The 18,199-nt window shown below is 48.2% G+C and carries 19 protein-coding genes; 6 read left to right on the top strand and 13 right to left on the bottom strand.

Annotated features, from left to right (window positions below; genetic code table 11):
• A complete protein-coding gene (gene metG, locus CSHOW_RS03340) occupies positions 1-1,920 on the top strand; it encodes a methionine--tRNA ligase (protein ID WP_002948541.1) in 1,920 nt (639 codons plus the stop codon).
• A gap of 6 nt (positions 1,921-1,926) precedes the next feature.
• Positions 1,927-2,934 (top strand): hypothetical protein, encoded by a 1,008-nt coding sequence (locus CSHOW_RS03345; protein ID WP_002948543.1) that lies wholly within the window; start codon positions 1,927-1,929, stop codon positions 2,932-2,934.
• 370 nt (positions 2,935-3,304) lie between these two features.
• Here CSHOW_RS03345 and queC read toward each other — a convergent pair whose 3' ends face one another.
• A complete protein-coding gene (gene queC / locus CSHOW_RS03350; protein ID WP_002948545.1) occupies positions 3,305-3,976 on the bottom strand; it encodes a 7-cyano-7-deazaguanine synthase QueC in 672 nt (223 codons plus the stop codon).
• 396 nt (positions 3,977-4,372) lie between these two features.
• On the opposite strand from queC, the gene ybeY reads away from it, so the two are divergent.
• The 4 genes from ybeY (at position 4,373) to CSHOW_RS03370 (ending at position 7,406) form a co-directional block, all read left to right on the top strand.
• Positions 4,373-4,789, top strand: a complete 417-nt coding sequence (ybeY, locus tag CSHOW_RS03355) for an rRNA maturation RNase YbeY (RefSeq protein WP_039895206.1) — start codon at positions 4,373-4,375, stop codon at positions 4,787-4,789.
• A 413-nt stretch (positions 4,790-5,202) separates the two neighbouring features.
• Positions 5,203-6,237: a metallophosphoesterase gene (locus CSHOW_RS03360; RefSeq protein ID WP_232502001.1), complete on the top strand. Its 1,035-nt coding sequence runs from the start codon at positions 5,203-5,205 to the stop codon at positions 6,235-6,237.
• Positions 6,234-7,034, top strand: a complete 801-nt coding sequence (locus CSHOW_RS03365; RefSeq protein WP_002948555.1) for a phosphatidylserine decarboxylase — start codon at positions 6,234-6,236, stop codon at positions 7,032-7,034. Before CSHOW_RS03360 ends, CSHOW_RS03365 begins: the two co-directional genes overlap by 4 nt.
• Positions 7,035-7,043: 9 nt before the next feature.
• A complete protein-coding gene (locus CSHOW_RS03370) occupies positions 7,044-7,406 on the top strand; it encodes a hypothetical protein (protein WP_002948557.1) in 363 nt (120 codons plus the stop codon).
• Between the two features lie 392 nt (positions 7,407-7,798).
• Here CSHOW_RS03370 and CSHOW_RS03375 read toward each other — a convergent pair whose 3' ends face one another.
• The 12 genes from CSHOW_RS03375 to folD form a co-directional block, all read right to left on the bottom strand.
• A complete protein-coding gene (locus CSHOW_RS03375) occupies positions 7,799-8,536 on the bottom strand; it encodes a DNA alkylation repair protein (RefSeq protein WP_002948561.1) in 738 nt (245 codons plus the stop codon).
• Between the two features lie 230 nt (positions 8,537-8,766).
• Positions 8,767-9,342, bottom strand: coding sequence for a hypothetical protein (locus CSHOW_RS03380; protein WP_002948563.1), 576 nt, complete (start codon positions 9,340-9,342; stop codon positions 8,767-8,769).
• Positions 9,332-10,750, bottom strand: coding sequence for a tetratricopeptide repeat protein (locus CSHOW_RS03385; RefSeq protein ID WP_002948565.1), 1,419 nt, complete (start codon positions 10,748-10,750; stop codon positions 9,332-9,334). Before CSHOW_RS03385 ends, CSHOW_RS03380 begins: the two co-directional genes overlap by 11 nt.
• A 460-nt stretch (positions 10,751-11,210) precedes the next feature.
• Positions 11,211-12,314 (bottom strand): redox-regulated ATPase YchF, encoded by a 1,104-nt coding sequence (ychF, locus tag CSHOW_RS03390; protein WP_002948567.1) that lies wholly within the window; start codon positions 12,312-12,314, stop codon positions 11,211-11,213.
• A complete protein-coding gene (locus tag CSHOW_RS03395; protein ID WP_002948568.1) occupies positions 12,314-13,765 on the bottom strand; it encodes a leucyl aminopeptidase in 1,452 nt (483 codons plus the stop codon). Before CSHOW_RS03395 ends, ychF begins: the two co-directional genes overlap by 1 nt.
• A complete protein-coding gene (locus tag CSHOW_RS03400; protein WP_002948569.1) occupies positions 13,743-14,348 on the bottom strand; it encodes a DedA family protein in 606 nt (201 codons plus the stop codon). Before CSHOW_RS03400 ends, CSHOW_RS03395 begins: the two co-directional genes overlap by 23 nt.
• 1 nt (position 14,349) lies before the next feature.
• Positions 14,350-14,898 (bottom strand): adenine phosphoribosyltransferase, encoded by a 549-nt coding sequence (apt, locus tag CSHOW_RS03405; RefSeq protein WP_002948570.1) that lies wholly within the window; start codon positions 14,896-14,898, stop codon positions 14,350-14,352.
• 20 nt (positions 14,899-14,918) lie between these two features.
• The gene (locus CSHOW_RS03410) at positions 14,919-15,248 is read right to left on the bottom strand and encodes a membrane protein (RefSeq protein ID WP_002948571.1); all 330 of its coding nucleotides are present in this window, start codon (positions 15,246-15,248) and stop codon (positions 14,919-14,921) included.
• Positions 15,245-15,685, bottom strand: a complete 441-nt coding sequence (gene rpiB, locus CSHOW_RS03415) for a ribose 5-phosphate isomerase B (protein WP_002948572.1) — start codon at positions 15,683-15,685, stop codon at positions 15,245-15,247. The genes CSHOW_RS03410 and rpiB overlap by 4 nt, the downstream gene beginning before the upstream one ends.
• Positions 15,686-15,795: 110 nt before the next feature.
• On the bottom strand, positions 15,796-16,449 hold the full coding sequence (locus CSHOW_RS03420; protein WP_002948573.1) for a site-2 protease family protein: 654 nt from the start codon (positions 16,447-16,449) through the stop codon (positions 15,796-15,798).
• Positions 16,446-17,312, bottom strand: a complete 867-nt coding sequence (gene lepB / locus CSHOW_RS03425; protein ID WP_002948574.1) for a signal peptidase I — start codon at positions 17,310-17,312, stop codon at positions 16,446-16,448. Before lepB ends, CSHOW_RS03420 begins: the two co-directional genes overlap by 4 nt.
• A 3-nt stretch (positions 17,313-17,315) precedes the next feature.
• Positions 17,316-18,167 carry a bifunctional methylenetetrahydrofolate dehydrogenase/methenyltetrahydrofolate cyclohydrolase FolD gene (folD, locus tag CSHOW_RS03430; protein ID WP_002948575.1) on the bottom strand — a complete coding sequence of 284 codons (852 nt, stop codon included), beginning with the start codon at positions 18,165-18,167 and terminating at the stop codon, positions 17,316-17,318.
• Positions 18,168-18,199 lie beyond the last annotated feature (32 nt).

Genomic DNA, 18,199 nt, shown 5'->3' on the forward strand with positions numbered 1-18,199 from the left:
ATGAACACGACTTATATTACGACTCCGATTTATTACGTAAACGACGTGCCGCACATCGGACACGCCTATACGACCGTGATCGCCGATACGGTAGCGAGATTTGCAAGGCTAAAGGGCGACGATACGTACTTTATGACGGGCACCGACGAGCACGGGCAAAAGATCGAGCAAGCCGCCGCAAAAAAAGGCTACACGCCGCAAGCCTATGCTGACGAGATAAGCGCTAAATTTAGGGAGCTGTGGGATAAATTTGAGATCAGCTACGATCATTTTATCCGCACGACCGACGACTATCATAAGCTTACGGCGCAAAACGCATTTCTTAAAATGTATCAAAAAGGCGATATTTACAAGGGCGAGTACGAGGGGTACTACTGCGTTAGCTGTGAGAGCTTTTTTACGCAGACGCAGCTTTTAGAGGACGAGAGGTGTCCTGACTGCGGTAGGCCGACAAATTTGGTAAAAGAGGAGAGCTATTTTTTCAAACTATCAAAATACCAAGACGCGCTGCTAAAATGGTACGAGGAGAACGAGGACTGTATCGTGCCACGCGGCAAGAAAAACGAGGTCGTGAGCTTCGTAAAAGGCGGCCTGCGCGATCTCTCGATCACGCGCACAAGCTTTGAGTGGGGTATCAAACTGCCTGCGAGCCTAAACGAACCAAGACACGTGATGTACGTTTGGCTGGATGCGCTCATAAACTATCTTAGCACGCTTGGCTACACGCGCGGCGATGATAAGATGAACTACTGGAAGGGTGCTACGCATATAGTCGGCAAGGATATTTTGCGCTTTCACGCAGTTTACTGGCCGGCGTTTTTGATGAGTCTTGATCTGCCGCTGCCTCGCTGCGTCGCCGCTCACGGCTGGTGGACGAGAGACGGCGAAAAGATGAGTAAAAGCAAGGGCAACGTCATCAACCCAAGCGAGGTCGCAGACGCGTACGGACTGGAAAATTTCCGCTATTTTATGCTGCGTGAAGTGCCGTTTGGTCAGGACGGCGACTTTTCGCAAAAGGCTATGATCGAGCGCATAAACTCCGAGCTTAGCAATGATTTGGGCAATCTTTTAAGCCGTATAGTCGGCATGAGCGAAAAATACTCGGACTTTGAGATAAAGGGCGAAAATTTACGCAAATTTTACGGCGAGGTTTTAGATAGCGGCAATGAATATCTGCAAAACGCTATCAAAAATTTAGAGAGTTTCGCCACAAACCGCTATCTTGAGGAGCTATTTAAAGCGCTAACGCTCGCAAACGCGAGCATAGCTAAATTTGAGCCGTGGAATCTAATGAAAAGCGGCAAAAAAGATGAAGCAAACGCACTCGTGTCGCTGTGTGCGAACCTGCTAGCTCGCGTGGCCGTGCTACTAAGCCCTGCGATGCCAAGAACCTGCGAAAAGATCGCGCAGACGCTAGGCTTTGAGATATCGACGGCCACTTATGAAAAAATCATCCTAAACAACGAAATTTTGGACTTTAAAGCGCAAAAAACGCAGCCGCTTTTCCCGAAAATCGAAAAAGAGCTGATGGCGACTGCGGTGCCGAGCGTGAGCGAACCTGCCAAAACCGCCGCCGCGCCGCAAGAAAAATCGGACGCGAAAATAAAAATCGACGACTTTAAAAAATGCGTCATAAAAGTAGGCACCGTGCTTGAGTGCTCAAATATCGAAGGCAGCGAGAAGTTGCTTAAATTTAAGATCGATCTGGGCGAAGAGCAACCGCGTCAAATTTTATCGGGGATTGCTAAATTTTACGCTCCGGCGGATCTCGTCGGCAAGCAGGTCTGCGTGCTGGCAAACCTAAAACCGGCTAAAATTTTCGGCCATATATCAGAGGGTATGATCCTTAGCGCCGAGGATGGATCGCTGTGTCTCATCGCGCCGATGGCTGCGGTCAAAAACGGCTCAGAAGTAGGCTAAAACGGCGTGAATATCGAAAACCTAAGGCGCCTCATCAACGGCGAAGCGCTAAATAAACCAAGCGTCAGCGCCGTGGAGGGCTTTGCGTTTGAGAGTAAAAACGTGCGCCAGGGCTACGCCTACATCGGGCTTGGCGCGGGCGCGGACGAGATAGCCGCGGCCGTCGCAAACGGCGCCTACGCCGTACTCGTCGAGCAAAGATGCGAGGTCATCGATCCCGAGGTCGCCTTTATCAAGGTCGATAGCCTGAGCGCCGCGCTGATGCGGCTGATGCGCTTTGAGGCCAGCTACAAAAATCTCAAATTTTGCTCCGTTAATCCCGTGCAAAAGGCCTTGCTAGCGCGCATGAGTTTGGGTAAAAACGCCGATGGCAACGCAGGTAGCTTACTACCCGAGGATGCGACGCGACTTTTTATAAAGATAATGAAGGCGGGCGCGGGGGATCTATTTTTCACGGACGATCTTAAAATTTTATCCAAGATCGCGCCGCTATACGACACCGTTTTTAGCGACATAGACGCGGTTTCCGCGCAGGGCGGTTCACTATTTGCCTCTAGCGTCGTTTGCGAGGGTATTTACTATCCAAACTTAAATTTCCCAAAAGTTTTCACGCACTATCTTTGCGGACTTTTGAGGTATCTGATCCGAGCGGGCTTTTCTTTTAAGCTCGGCGATACGCGAAATTTGGGGCATTTTGAGCCCGTTTTCATAAATAAAAATTTTCGCGTCATGCCTTTTGGCGCGAGCTCTCAGGCCTTGATCGCCGAGTGCGACGACGAGCTTTTTGGTATGGAGGCAGCGTTTTTAGAGCGAAATTTTAGCGGCGGTATCGAGATCTGCGTGCCGGATGATTTTGCCGGAAGCGCGGCGGCTACGATGAGATTTAAGGAGCTTAACGAGCTAAAAAATCTTTCAAATTTTCACTACGCGCTCGTTAAATGCCAAAAAGAGGAGCTTGAAGCGATGCTAAATTTAGCCGCACCAGAGCCTGATTTGTTCGGCGAAATTTTATAAAAAGCTCAAATTTGGCCCGAGCTTGACGGCTTTATCTACTGCAAATTTAGCCTAATCTTTGAAACTATCCGCTTTATAATCGCAAATTTGCCGTTAAATTTGACGGATAAAAATTGCTTAAGACGGAAAAGCATTAAAGCTTGTCGCAAATCGTGCTTGTGTGCTTTGCATAGGTGATTGGTGTAGCGACGCAGATACAGTCAAATTTTAAAAGAGGTCGTTTTTTATTTTACCGTCCGCAAAGGCGGATCTTGTTGCAAATGTCCGCCATGCAAAATCCCCAAAATCCCCGCCAAAAAGATTAGTGCATTTTGGCGGATAAATTTGATTTTGGGCTAAATTTACGGACAGAACTGCACGCGGCCAAATTTTACTTCAAATTTACGTATTTTATCCTATCTTTTTCGCCCGCCAGCTCAAATCCTCGCAGTCTTAGGCGGCAGCTATCGCATTCGCCGCAGGCCTCGTCCTCGCGCTCGTAGCAGCTCCAGGTTAGCTCTAGCGGCGAGCCCGCTTCAATCGACTTTCGCACGATGTCAGCCTTGCTTAAATTTACCAGCGGCGTTACGATGCGCAGGCTAAAGTCCTTTGAGGTGCCGGCGTTTACGGCGCTTTCTATCTTGCCGATAAAATCCGCCGTGCAGTCGGGGTAGCCCGAGCCGTCCTCCTCGACGATGCCGATATATAGCGCCTGCGCGCCTTCTTTTTCGGCTAGCGCGGCAGCGATAGAGATAAAGATGCCGTTGCGAAACGGCACGTAGGTGGTAGGAGTGTCTGGTTTGGCGCCGTCTTTGCGGATGGCTAGGCTCTCGTCCGTTAGCGCGTTGCCGCCGATACTTGCTATGAAACTAGCGTCTAAATTTACCTTTTTTAGCGCGCCGATACGCTCGCTGATCTGCTCAAACGCTAGTTTTTCGCGCTTCATCGTGCGCTGGCCGTAGTCAAAATGCAGCGCGATGATCTCGTAGCCTGCGCGTTTAGCGAGGACGGCGCACAGAGTGCTGTCCATGCCGCCGCTCATTATGCAAACCGCTTTTTTCACTTTTTCTCCTTTTTTCGGCTTGTCTTTTGAGTGCTTTTTGCGGATTTTGTTAAAATTTGACTCGATAGGCTATATGCCTTATCTTCGTCAAATTTTAACTTCAAAACCCCAAAAATCATCTCAAAACACTTCGCCTTGATTTCTTATATTCAAATTTTACTCGCCGAGACCCGCACCTTGAAAATGCTAAATCCAAATTTAAATTTGCGACGCTTTGCGCCAGCAAAGCCGTGTCGCCACCTCTCACGTCGTAGGGGTTGGGGGATTGTTAAAGGGGAAGGGAGCGACTTTGTAATTCAAGCCCTTTCCCCTTTAACAAACAAAAGCTAGTTTTATTAAGATCAACCCAAATTTTTGCTAAAATCATACTCAAATTTTACTAAAGGAAAGCCAAAAATGATACTTTGCGAGGACGATTATCCGAGGATTTTGGATCAAATTTGCGACTATTTGACCGCTGGCGAGGTGGAGCTAAGCTTCGTGGACGCCGAGGAGATGAAGGAGATAAACGTCCGCCAGCGCGGCATCTACGAGACTACGGACGTACTGAGCTTCCCGCTTGAGATGCATCTGCACGCGCCGCTTGGCTGTATCGTGATAAACACCGAGCTAGTCGCTGCTAAAGCCGCTGAGCTAGGCCACAGCGAGGATGACGAGACGGCGCTGCTTTTCACGCACGGACTGCTTCACGTACTAGGCTTTGATCACGAGAGCGACGCGGGCGAGATGAGGGCAAAGGAGTGCGAGGTGATCGAGAAATTTAGCCTACCAAAGAGCCTCATCGTGCGAACACAGGATACTGGCGAAGAATAAATCAAATTTCGCTAGCTTTGTAAAGGTGCGGGTTATGCAGAGCGTAAAACTAAGCGCGGCGATAAAATTTGGATTAGCTGCCTGCTAAAATGCGTTTTAAGCAGCCCGTAAAAATCAAATTTGCATTTTGGCGTCGTAAATCAACGCAGCGTTAAGCGCTAAATTCGTTCAAACAAGCTATCAAATTTACCCTCCGTCCGCACGGATATCGCCTCGTAAAAAAGACGTTTCTAGTGTACGCTTTGCCTCTTCGTTTAAATTTCCTCAAATTTGCCGCGCGCAGTGGTTAGATATTTAATAATTTTGGCTAAATTTACGAAATGTTTTATGTTCTATCGTCTTTGATCATCATTTTTATGAATTACGTTTCTTATCGCGGGCTTTTTGCAGATGCCGCGCTCAGGCCGATTGCTGTGCATAAAAGGGCGCTTGGGCTGTTTTTCCTGACGCTTGCCATGGGCGGCGTCGCGCTGGCTTTTTCGCTACGGTTTAACTTTTTGGGGCCGAGCCTTCGTATCGCCTGTTCGCTGATGCTGGCGTTGACGTTTATTATCTTTTCATTCGTGCTGTTTACGAACGTCGTCGCGCTCGCGGTTCGTCCCGTAACCAAGCACGCGTTTAGCGAGAGCAGGCGTAAATTTTTGCGTCTTTACCTCGACGTCACGATACTTATTTTGGCGTTTAGCTACTTTTTTAGAGGCATCTTTAATGCCGTAAAATTACCCGAAGTAAAAGCGCAGGATATCGAGCTAAAGGGGCTAAATGGCGAGCTAAAGATAGCGGTTTTAACTGATATCCATCTAGGCGATTTTTTAGGAGCGGACTTTGCGCGGGCGGTAACTAGGCGCGTAAACGAGCTTGATGCCGATGCGGTCGCGATCGTGGGCGATATCGCGGATCTCCCGCCGCACCGTTTGGCCGAGTTTATCGCGCCATTTAATGAGCTAAAGAGCAAATACGGCACATTTTACGTGCCGGGCAATCACGAGTACTATAACGGTATCGACGGCACGTTAAAAGCGATCCGCGAGACGACGAATTTTAAAATTTTAGGCAATGAAAACGTGCAAGTCGGCGGGGTAAATTTAGCCGGCGTTTATGATATCATCGGTTTTAGATTTAAAGCGTACGAGCCAGATCTAGTTGCGGCTCTAGGCGGTCGCGACGTAAATTTGCCCACCGTTTTGCTCGCGCATCAGCCTAAGTTTTTAAAATACATGGATGAAAGCGCGCCCGTGGATCTGGTGGTGAGCGGACACACGCACGGCGGACAGATTTTCCCGTTTTCGTTGCTGGTAAAGCTCGATCAAAAATACGTTGCCGGGCTATATAGCGCGAACAAAAATACGCAAATTTATGTTAGCCGCGGTGCTGGATTTTGGGGGCCGCCGGTGCGCGTGATGGCGCCTAGCGAGATTTCGTTATTAAGACTAAAAGGAGAGGTATGAGGGGACTTGTTTCTAGGATATTCGGGTTTGTAGCGGCGGTTAGATTTCCGAGGGTTTTGCAAACATTTATCAATGAAAAATACGTAAGCGGCTTTAAAATCGACATGAGTGAGTTTAAAGAGCCAAAGGAGTACGAGAGCCTCACGGCGCTTTTTACCCGCGAGCTTCAGCGTCCGCGAAATTTCGACGTTTCACCGCAAGCCTTCATCAGTCCCAGCGACGGCACGTGCCTGGAGCGCGGAGTTAGCAAGGAGCTAAAGGCGATCAGCGTCAAGGGGCACGAGTACGGCATAGCTGAGCTTCTGGGCGATAGTATGGACCGCAGTGAGCGAGACGCCGAGCTAAAGTACGTAAATATTTATCTTAGCCCGCGCGACTATCACCGCTACCACGCGCCTTGCGATATGAGGATATTATCCGCGCTATACGTGCCTGGCGAGCTATATAGCGTGGCCGTTAGCGCGCTGCTAAAGGTGCCAAATCTTTACGCCAAAAATGAGCGCGTGGTGCTAAAATGCGAGCTTGCAAGCGGCAAAAAGATGTGGCTGGTCTTTGTCGGCGCGCTAAACGTGGGCAAGATGAAATTCGACTTTGACGCGCGCATACAGACTAACGCCTGCGCCGGTAACGTCGCGCTCTACGAATACGAAAATTTAAGCGCGAAAAAGGGCGAGCAGCTGGGGATGTTTGAGCTGGGCTCTACGATCCTCATCCTTAGCGAGCAGGGCGCGGTCAAATTTGATCTAGCAGTCGAGCAAAAGCTAAAATACGGCGACAAAATAGGAACTATCAACTAAGGAGGCGCAATGGGAACGCAACTAGTCGAACAAAACGAGCTAAAAGAGACGCTAGAACTAAAAGAGCGCATCGAAAACAACACGGTGGTCGAACTCTGGGAAAACAGTGAGGACTACGAGCGCCTAGCTAACGCGACGCGCAAGACCATGCGATATATCAACGACGAGCAGATAAAGAGCTTTGCCGATGTGCTAAATCAAACGAACGAAAAGATCTTAAATTTGACCTTTGAGGGCGTGAAAAAGCATCACGAAAAGAAATTCGAGCAGATCAGAAAAAAACAAAAACTCTATGTCGCTTCGGCCTTTGCGGGCGGCGTTTTTGTAGGCGCTCTTTGCGTTTGGGCGGCATTTAGAATTTTTGCGGGATAGATTTGGTTTTGGGCTCGGCCGCTTGGTACGCTTGCGCGCCGGGAGTTTATTTTGCTCGGTTTTTGCCTGGGCAAATTTGACTTGTTAATCGCACGACTGCTTGGGGCTTGGACGTGAGAGCTTAAATTTGACGCTTTGATTTTTGGATTTGCTTGGGTATTTTGCTTTAAATTTGAGCACGGCGGCTTTTAAAATTTGCTTGTTGTTGCGTGCTTGGCTCAAATTTGATTTCGGGCTGTGGCTGTAAATTTTATATTATATTTTAGCGCGCCGACCATTAAGCTTGCATCTACTTGTTGCGCATCGTCTATCAAGCGCGTTTGCTTTTTAAATTTTATAAAAATTTAAATCCCAAATTTACACGCCCGATAGCTTGCGTGTCTGCACAAAAGCTAAATTTTGATCTTTCTCGTCGCGTGACGGATTATTTGTTGCGTGTTTTTGTTTGGCGAGCTTTGCCAGCGCACGAGCAGCTCTTTTGTGGCGGCGAAATTTACTTTTAGATAGTCGGCGACGTTGTTTGCGACCGAGCGCTGCACGAAGCGCACCTCGTCCTCTTTAAGTATCTCCAGTACTGCAAAAACCGGGCTCGGATCGCTAATGAAAAGCTCCAGCTTGCTAGCCCACGGTAGCTTTGGTCGTAGGCCCTCTGACGCCAGCCTGCGCAGATGAAAATTTGACGAGCGCGCCCACTGTGTCATGGTTTTGAGCGAGTCTTGCGGATATTTTTTGATAAAGGCGCGCACCGCATACTCGCCCGTGCCGCGCTTCGTGATTTCCTCAATCGCGCTCATCGAGGTTTCAAAGTCGTCCAGGCCGTAAATTTCGACGTATTTTGCCAGCGGCAAAGTCCAGTAAAAGTGCTTAAACATGCCCGTTTCGTTCGGGTTTTCTTCGCCTAAAATTGCGACCAAAATCTCCGCCATGCGCTTAAAATCCGGTGGCAAAAGTTCATTTAGCGCGTTTGCATGCGCCAAAATTCGTTGCGAATATCCAAAATTTGGCGTGCTTTTAACGATTTGGTAGCAATAGCTCTGCGCGTCAAATTTAGGATAAACCGCCTTTATCTTTTGCGATAAAATTTGTGCCAAATTCTCTCCGAAATATACCGCCAGTCCGCCGTTTTCCATATTTTCCCTTTGGGTAGTTTTATCTAGCCTTTAAGCAGGCATGAATCATAAAATTTACCGCCTAAAACTAAGCGGCGTTAAATTTGCAGCCGTTACGCTCGTTAAATTTAGCCGCCCGTGCAAGCAAAGCGTCAAATTTGTCGCGGTTTAAGGGCTAAAATTTAAAAATTAGCTCACAAAAAATGGCGCCAAATTTAGCAAAAAACTAAAAATAACGCCCGAAAGTAAAACTATTTGCACTCAACTTGCGGCATCTGCGCTAAAAATATCGGCATTTTTTGCTTGATTAGCGCGTGAAATTTGCTTCTATCGGCGATATTTAGAAACTTTAGCGCGTAGTGCGTGACTCTAAGCCCGCAGTTAAGGCTTTTTACGTTGATTAGATTGATCTCGTAGTTGTCAAAATCCGGGTTACCCGCGATCGGATAGTAGATCGTGTAAGCTTGATACTCTTTATCGTTTATAAATTTAAAATCATACTCCGCTTTGCCGAACTGTCCGCTTTTTAGCGCGGTTATAAAGGCCTTTTGGTATTCGTTGATATCGGCGTTTTCATCGACGGTGACGCTTACTAGCTTGTTCCATTTAAAGCCCACTTTTTCGTTTGGTAGATAAAACTCAGCCGTTCTTGCGTTTTTTTGCTTTAAGACGAATTTTTCGCCGTCTATGGCTACTTCGTTTGGTAGATTTACGCTATCTAGCGCGCTTTTTGGTAGCTCTATCTGCGTGGTTCTAGGCTGGGTGCAGCCGCCTAAAAATAGACAAACGGCCGCAACGGCGGCAAACGAAACTTTTTTAAAACTCATGTTTTTCTCCTTTGTTAGTTGATTTTTTAAACTCCATGCACTTTTTAACTAGCCCCGCCTTGCACTCTTTTTCGTGCAGCTTTTGCGCCTTTTGGCGTAGCACGGCGGCTTGTTTTTTGTCGCTGTTTTCAAGGCGGCGCGCTAGATTTAGGCACCCGCGCGCATCTCCGGCTTCACAAGCCTCGCCAAAAAGGCTCGCAGCCTCATTGGCGTCGGCTTTTACCACTTCGCCTATGCCTTTTTCGTAGATCGCGCCTAGATTCGTACAGGCCGGTTTTAGCCCGTTGTAGCAGGCGATCCCGTAAAAGTTAAAGGCTTTTGGGATATCTTGCGGCACATCTACGCCCTCAAAATACGCGTCCGCTAGGCTCTCGCAAGCATCTAGTCGCCAAAGTAGGCAGGCTTTTTCAAAAAGCTCTAGCGCGCGCGGAACGTCCTTTTTTGTGCCGCGTCCTAGAGATAGCATCTCGCCAAGCTCGGCGCAAGAAGCTCCAAAGCCGCCTTCGCAGGCCTTCTCGTGAAATTTAACCGCCAGCTCGCTATCTTGCCGTACTCCGCCAAGCCCCTTTGCGTAGAGCTCCCCTAGCGCCGCGCAACCGTTTGCTACGCCCCTGCTGCACGCCTCTTTGCTGAGCTCGTAGGCTGCCTCAAACTGCCCGCTTTGATACTGCGCCCAGCCGCCGTATAGCTCGTCCAGACGCTCGCTGCCGCCGCATTTGTAGGCATTTGCGGTGCAGGCCTTGTCGTAGTAGGATCTGGCGACCTTGATATCCTGCGCAAAACCAGCCTCGCCGTCCTCGTAAAGCCTGCCCAAAGCCTCACACGCTTCGTAAATTTTACCCTCGCAGGCAAGCGAGTAAAATTTGAGCGCGTTTTTCGAGTTTTTCGTGGCTTCGTCGTTTTTGCCCATTGCACCGTCCGCGTACATGCCGCCTAGATAGTAGCAAACTACCGCGTATCCGCGCTCGCAGGCTTTTACGTAGAGCTCTAACGCTTTGCTTTCATCCAGCGCGACGCCGATGCCTGCTTCGTAAATTTGAGCTAGATTATAGCAACTTAAACCAAATCCTTTTTCGCAGGCTCTCTCAAAAATTGCGGCGGCTTTGGCGTGTTCGCCGCTGTTTTGGTGTAACGAGGCTAAGCTGTCGCAGCCTGATAGCTCGCCCGCGTCGCAGGCTTTTTCATAAAATTTGCTAGCCTTTGCGTCATCTTGCTCCACGCCTTTGCCGCTTTGGTATAAAAACCCAAGCCTTACGCAGCCGCGCGTCTCGCCTGCTTCGCACGCTTTTTGCCAAATTTGAGCCGCTTTTTGTTCATCGCCCGCGTCGTAGGCTGTTTGACCTTCGCTCGTCAAATTTGCTAGAGCTAAATTTAGCGCAAAAAGCAGTAGTAAGAGCTGTTTTATCATCGCGCTCCTTTGTTAAATTTTACTAGCTTGATTTTTCTCAAATTTAACCTATTTTGCTTCTTTGTATGCCACAGTCCTGTTTGTATTGGACGGGTAGGTTGTCGCGTCTTGTGCTGCCTTGATAGCGCGACGATATACTAAAATCGCGCGACATTGGCATTCTTTAAAATTATTTGGGCGCGGAGTAAATTTAATGCGGTTACGCAAACGGCTATGATCTTTTTCAATTTTTTCCTTAAATTTAGCGCGAGTCAAATTTGAGCGGCAAAACCGCGCCGAGCTAAATTTAACACGCTCTTAAAGGCTAAAACAAATTTTGTAGCGCAGTGTCGGCACGAAAAGGCGTCAGATTTATTTTGCCCGCGTTTAGACCAATGGCCGCAAGGTATAAAGCAAGAGTAGTCAAATTTGGACAAAAAACTGCTTAGTTGTAAAAGCCAAATTTGACCGATTTTGCGACTTAGACGTTAAATCTAAAATGCATCACGTCGCCGTCTTGAACGACATAGTCCTTGCCCTCTAGGCGCATTTTGCCCGCCTCTTTGGCCGGGTTTTCGCCGCCGCATGCGATGTAGTCCTCGTAGCCGATGACTTCGGCTCTGATGAAGCCCCTCTCAAAGTCGTTGTGGATGACGCTGGCGGCTTTTGGTGCCTTCCAGCCTTTTACGATCGTCCATGCGCGCACCTCGACGACGCCCGCGGTAAAATAGCTGATCAAATTTAGCTTCGCAAACGCCGTTTTGATGATCTTTTCTAGGCCGCTCTCGTTTGTGCCTAGCGAGCTTAAAAACTCATGCGCCTCTTCGTCGCTAAGGCCCACTAGCTCCTCTTCGATCTTGGCGCAAAGCTTGATGACCTCATGCCCCGAGCGCGCGGCAAATTCGCGAAGCGCCTGCACGTATTTATTGTCCTCCGAGATGCCGTCCTCACCCACATTTGCGCCATAGACGACCTCTTTTGCGCTGAGTAGCCTTAGCTCTTTGTTTAAATTTATAAATGCGTCGTCGTCCTTGCCGCTGAAACTGCTCGCGCTTTTGCCGTCATTTAGGTGAGCTAACAGCGCATTTGCCGTTTCTAGCGCCTCTTTTGCGCCTTTTGCATTTGCTTTGGCTTCGCGGGTCAGGCGCTCGATTTTTTTGTTTAGCTGCTCAATGTCGGCGAGGATGAGCTCTGTCTCGATGATCTCGACGTCCCTGACGGGATCGACGCCGCCTTCTACGTGCGTGATGTTTTCGTCCTCAAAGCAGCGTACGATGTGCAAAATCACCTCGGTTTCGCGGATGTTTGAGAGAAATTTATTTCCTAGCCCTTCGCCCGCGCTTGCGCCCTTTACGAGACCCGCGATATCGACGAACTCGATCGTGGAGTATTGGATTTTATTTGGATTTACGATTTTGGCTAGCTCGCCTAAGCGCTTATCGGGCACCGGTACGACGGCTTTATTTGGCTCGATAGTGCAGAACGGATAGTTCGCGCTTTCGGCGTTTTGCGCTTTGGTTAGCGCGTTAAAAGTGGTTGATTTGCCGACGTTTGGCAAGCCTACGATACCTACTGCTAGTCCCATTACAGCTCCTTTGCCATAGCGCATAGATAATAAAGATTCATTCGCACGCCCGCTCCCGTTGCGCCCGCTTGATTATACCCCCAAGCTTTTTCGGTGTATGCGGGGCCTGCGATATCTTGGTGTATCCACTTGTCTTTAAATTCGTCTTTTATAAATTTATCGAGGAAAAGCCCCGCCGTGATCGCACCGCCGTAACGGCTAGAGCCTGTGTTGCTGACGTCTGCGATCTGGCTTTTGATCAGCTCGCGCAAATGAGGGTTAAACTCCAAAATCGTATTTAGTTCGCCGCTCTTTGCAGCTTTTGCTTTAAATTCAGCCTTTAGCTCCTCGTTGTTGCCCATTATGCCGCTTGTGTATTCGCCAAGACCCACGACGCAAGCGCCCGTTAGCGTCGCCATGTCGATGAGTATATCGGGTTTAAAATCCTGCGCGTAGCTAAGGCAGTCTGCGAGCACCAAACGGCCCTCGGCGTCGGTATTTCGCACCTCGATACTAACGCCGCTGCGAGAGATCAGCACGTCGTCGGGTTTATAGGCGTTGCCGCCGATCATATTTTCCGTCGCGCCTAAAATAGCGTGAATTTCAAACGGCAAATTTAGCTCCGCCGCGCCTTTAATTATACCCATCGCCGCAGCCGCGCCGCTTTTGTCGGCTTTCATAGTTAGCATAAAATCAGCCGGCTTTAAGCTAAGTCCGCCGCTATCGTAGGTTAGCCCCTTGCCGACGAAGATTACGCGCTTTTTCGCGCCTTTTGGCTTATAGATAAGATGGATAAGGCGAGGTGGGTGGACGCTGGCTTTGTTTACGGCCAAAAATGCGTTCATCTTTTCTTTTTCGAGGAATTTCTCGTCGTAAATTTTGCAACTTAAATTTGGATAGTTTTTGGCTAAATTTTGAGCCTCTTCCGCCATTTTTTGCGGGGTGTAAATTTCAGGTATTTCGTTTACGACGTCTTTGGTGAAATTTGTTGCCGAAGCGATTATCTCGCCGTGAGCAAAGCCGTCCTTCGCGTCGTTTTCGCGGACGTCCTCGCCGCTAAATTCCTCCCTGCTAAAAATAACATCTTTTAGCGCGTATTTTTCTTTTTTTTCTTTGTATTTGTTAAATTCGTAAGCGCCCAGCAAAAAGCCTTCGATTAGAGCCTGAAAGCTCATTTTTTGGCAGCCTGCGACGTATGAGGCTAGTTTTAGGCTTTTTACATTTAGCGATTTTACCGCGTTGTAGGTTTTTGCCGCGGCTATTCGAAGCTCGTCGTAATCAAGCTTATTTAGCGGGACGTAGATCCTGCCGCTTTCAAGTAAAAGCAAGACGCTCTCGCCCTTGTAGTTGGCAAATTTAAACGCCTTTTCGTCTTTTATAAATTTATGTTTTAGGTTTTTATCTACGACGAAAATTAGCTCCAAATCAGCCTTGATTTCGCTTAGTTTTTTATTTGTTATTTGAAACCGCACTTCTGTGTTTCCTTTCGTTTAAAATTTTATTTTCTATGCGCCTAAAGCCGTAGAGCAAAATGCCCAAAAATAGCGCCACTACCGGCACGGCGACGTACCAGTGCTCTTTTGCTTTGTGCAGTATGTCAAGTATGTGCTCGCCGAGGATCCATGCGGGGATTATCGTTATCGCAGCCCAGCACCACGCGCTTATTAGATTGATGAGCGCGTATTTTTTCGCGCTGTATCCGGTTAAGCCGATGGTCAACGGTATGATGACGCGAAAGCCGTACATATAGCGCTGAATAAAAATGATCGGCCAGCCGTATTTCTTCAGCATTATGTGCGCGATGGCGAATTTACGGCGCTGAGTGTGAAGTTTTTTAGCGATATATTTTTTGTTGTAGCGGCCTAGATAAAAGTAAATTTGATCCCCGACAAAGCCGCCCAGACCTGCTACGAAGATGGCCGGCGCGATATGCATATGCGTTTGATGAGAGAGGATTCCCGCCATTATGAGCGCCATTTCGCCTTCCATTATGCACCAGACGAAAAGTATGATGTAGCCGTACTCGATGAGCAGTTTTATGAAAAATTCTTCCATCTCAGATCTCTAGTATGCTGTAAATTTTGGTTAGAGGGCGTAAATTTTTGCTACCGCCCAGATCCTTTAAATCGATCAAAAAGCAGGCCTCTACGCAAACGGCGTTTGTTTGATTGATTAGCTCGACGCTAGCCTTGGCCGTGCCTCCCGTAGCGATTAGATCGTCGATTAAAAGCACCTTTGCGCCCGCTTTTTCGCCAAATGCGTCGATGTGGATTTGCACCTCGTCCACGCCGTACTCTAGGCTATATTTTTGAGAAATCGTGATGTAGGGTAGTTTTTTAGGCTTTCTAATCGGCACGAAAGGCAGCCGTAGTCTAGCCGCCAAAGCCGCTGCGAATATAAATCCGCGCGACTCGATGCCGGCGATAAAGTCGATACTGGCGTTCTCGTAGCGAGCCGCAAGGTGGTCGATGAGAAAATTAAACGCCTCTTTGTTGTTTAGCAGCGTCGTGATGTCGCGAAATACTATGCCGGGTTTTGGAAAATCGTTTATGCAGCGGATAGAATTTAATAAAAACTCCTTCCCCGCTTTGTCTAGTTCTTTCATTTTTTGCCTTTAAATTTGATTTATAGTAGCGCTTCGATTTTGCCCTCTAGCTCGCGGATGCGCTGGCGGAGTTTGTCGTTTTCCAGGCGGTACTGCGAGTTTCTGGTGCGAAGGGCGTTGGCGTCGTTTTTGACCTTATTTAGCTCGTCAGTAAGGATGTCGATATTGCCCAGGCCGCGCTGTAGCTGGACTTGCAGCTTGCGGATGACGACTTCGGTATCTTGGAGATTATTTTTCATAAAATCGCGCGTCGCACGCTCTTTTTTAAGCAAGGTCTTAAAGTAAAACACCATAACGGTGAGGTAGATACAAACGCAGATCAAAACGGTAAGTACGAGCCAATCAGTCATTTCTCGCCTCCTAGTTTTTTCACGCGCCTTTCGTGTCTGCCGCCGGCAAATTCGGTAGCGAAAAAGGCCTTTATCATATCTGCCGCGACCGCGTCGCCGATCGTTCTAGCGCCCATGGCTAGTACGTTTGCGTCGTTATGCTCGCGCGCTAGTTTTGCCGTGGTGACGTCGTGACAAAGCGCGCAACGAACGTGCGAATGGCGGTTGGCCGCGATACTGATGCCGATACCCGTACCGCAGATTAGCACGCCGTATTCGTTATCGCCGCGTAAATTTTGTGCCATAAGCTCGGCAAAATCTGGATAATCAACGCTATCTTTGCTATGCGTTCCTAGATCGCATACGTCAAAACCTTCGTTTTTTAAAAGCCTGCAAATTTGCGCCTTAAGATCAAAGCCCGCGTGGTCGCTAGCGATAAAAATTTTGTCTATTTTCATGAAATTTCCATAAGCTAAAAAATGCTTAATTATAGCAAAAAAGCATTAAAGTAAAATTTCGCCGCGAGCCTTTAGGAGCGAAATTTAGGCTAAATTTTAAAATTTGCCGTTTACAAAAACATCCTCATGATCGCCACGGCATATCGTATCGGCTCGAAAAAATAATCCTTTAGCGGCGAGACCACGATGATGACTAACGCGATAAAGCCGTATCTTTGCATGCTATTTAGCCAGTTTGCCGAGCCGTGAAGCCCAAAAATGCGTAAAAGATACTCAAGCGCCTTTGAGCCGTCAAGAGGCGGGATAGGGTAGAGGTTAAAGAGGGCTAGGACTAAATTTACGGCTGCAAGCATAAAAACAAACTCCGCTACCGCACCGTCAAAAAAGCCTTCAAAGCCGATCAATTTAAATGCACAGAAAGCTAGCGCAAAAAGAGCGAGGTTGTATGCGATACCCGCAAGCGCGACGATGATAGCGGCCTTATAGCCGCCGTTATAAAGCACCGTGCGTAAATTTATGGGTACGGGTTTAGCCCAGCCAAACGTCACTCCGGTGCTAAGATACATGAGTGCCGGCACGACGATAGTGCCTAGCGGATCGACGTGTTTTATGGGATTTATACTGAGCCGCCCCAAATTTTTAGCCGTTAGGTCGCCAAATTTAAACGCCGCGTATCCGTGCGCGATCTCGTGTCCGACGACGGAGATAACGAGCACTGCGACTAGGATCGCAACCTGCACGAAGTCGATGCTGTCAAGGTTCATTCGATCTTGTTTCCGTCGTTTTTAGCTTCGGCTCTGGCGGCGTCTAGTAGCTCAGGCGAATTTTGTATAAAGTCCACGCTCTTACCGACTCTGTTCCATCTGATTTTGTATTCGTCGTCCCAGCTAAAGTATACAAACCAGGGCTTGCCGACTATGTTTTTATAGGCCACGGGCCCCCAAAAGCGGCTGTCGTTCGAGTGATCGCGGTTATCGCCGATCATGAAAAACTCGCCCTCTGGAACCTGAAAATAAAATGCGTTAAACGGATAGTTGCCCACGCTTGGCAGCTCGTTTACGATAACGGGTTGCATGGCGAATTTGTTTGCGTTTAAGTAGTTTACGGCTAGTTCAAATAAATTTACCTTCTCGTCGTAGTGTATGCCACCGAATTTATATGGCTCGCGTACGAAAAGCTTGCCGCCAAATTTTACTATATCTTTTTCATCAAAATTTGCCTTTATAAACTCCTCGCCCTCGTGCGGGTGTAAAAATAACGCCTTTTCGGTGAAAATCACTTCATCGCCGCCGACTGCAAAATTTCGCTTGACGTAGTGGATCTTTTCATCGTGCGGATAGCGAAAAACCACGATATCGCCGCGCTCGGGCTTTGCTCCCTCGATGAGGTGGCCGTTGCCGTTAAAATCGGGCAAAACCTTGACCTCGATCCACGGAATGCGCGGAGTCGAGATGCCGTAGCTAAATTTTTTAACAAAAAGATGATCGCCGACTAAAAGAGTATCCTTCATTGAACCTGAGGGTATCACGAAAGCCTGCGCGACAAAGAAAATCACGAGCAAGACGATGATGACCGTGCCCGTCCAGCTGTTTGAAAAATCCAAAAATTTATTAAACGTTTTTTTCAAAATTTATACCTTTTTCGCGCGGTTTTTGGCTGATTTTATGGTGTTTGAGAGCAGCATCGCGATAGTCATCGGGCCTACGCCTCCGGGAACGGGCGTTATAAAGGAGCATTTTGGCGCTACTTCGTCAAATTTGACGTCGCCTTTTAGCTTGCCGTCGTCCATGCGGTTTATGCCTACGTCGATTACGACGGCTCCGTCTTTTACCATATCGGCCGTTACGAAATCAGCCCTGCCGATAGCGGCTACTAGGATGTCGGCGTCTGCACAAATTTCTTTTAAATTTTGCGTTTTGCTATGCGTCACGGTTACGGTCGCGTTGGCGTTTAGCAGCAGATTTGCCATCGGTTTGCCCACGATGTTGCTGCGTCCGATCACGACGGCGTTTTTGCCCTCTAAATTTATATCGTAGGCTTTAAAAATTTCCATTATGCCTAGCGGCGTGCACGGCACAAACCCGTCAAGCCCGCTAGCTAGTTTGCCGACATTTATCGCGGCAAAGCCGTCCACGTCTTTTGCGGGGCTAATGGTTTCTAAAATTTTATTCGTATCTATATGCTTTGGTAGCGGCAGCTGTACTAGGATGCCGTCGATGCCGTCGTCTAAATTTAGCACGTCTATTAGCGCGATTAGCTCGCTTTGCGTCGTAGACTCGGGCAATCGGTGCATCACGCTTTTTATCTCGCAGGCTATGCAGGCTTTTTCTTTTGCCGCGACGTAGGTTTGGCTGGCTTTATCCTCGCCGACCAGTATCACTGCAAGCGCCGGCTCTATGCCTTGATTTTTCAAATTTAACGCTTCGTTTTTTACTCTTTCCTTTACCTGCGCGCTTACGTTTTTGCCGTCTAATATCGTCATTTTCGTCCTTTATTACTTTTTAATCGCAAAGA

It is taken from the genome of Campylobacter showae, from assembly GCF_004803815.1.
Taxonomy (GTDB): Bacteria; Campylobacterota; Campylobacteria; order Campylobacterales; family Campylobacteraceae; genus Campylobacter_A; species Campylobacter_A showae.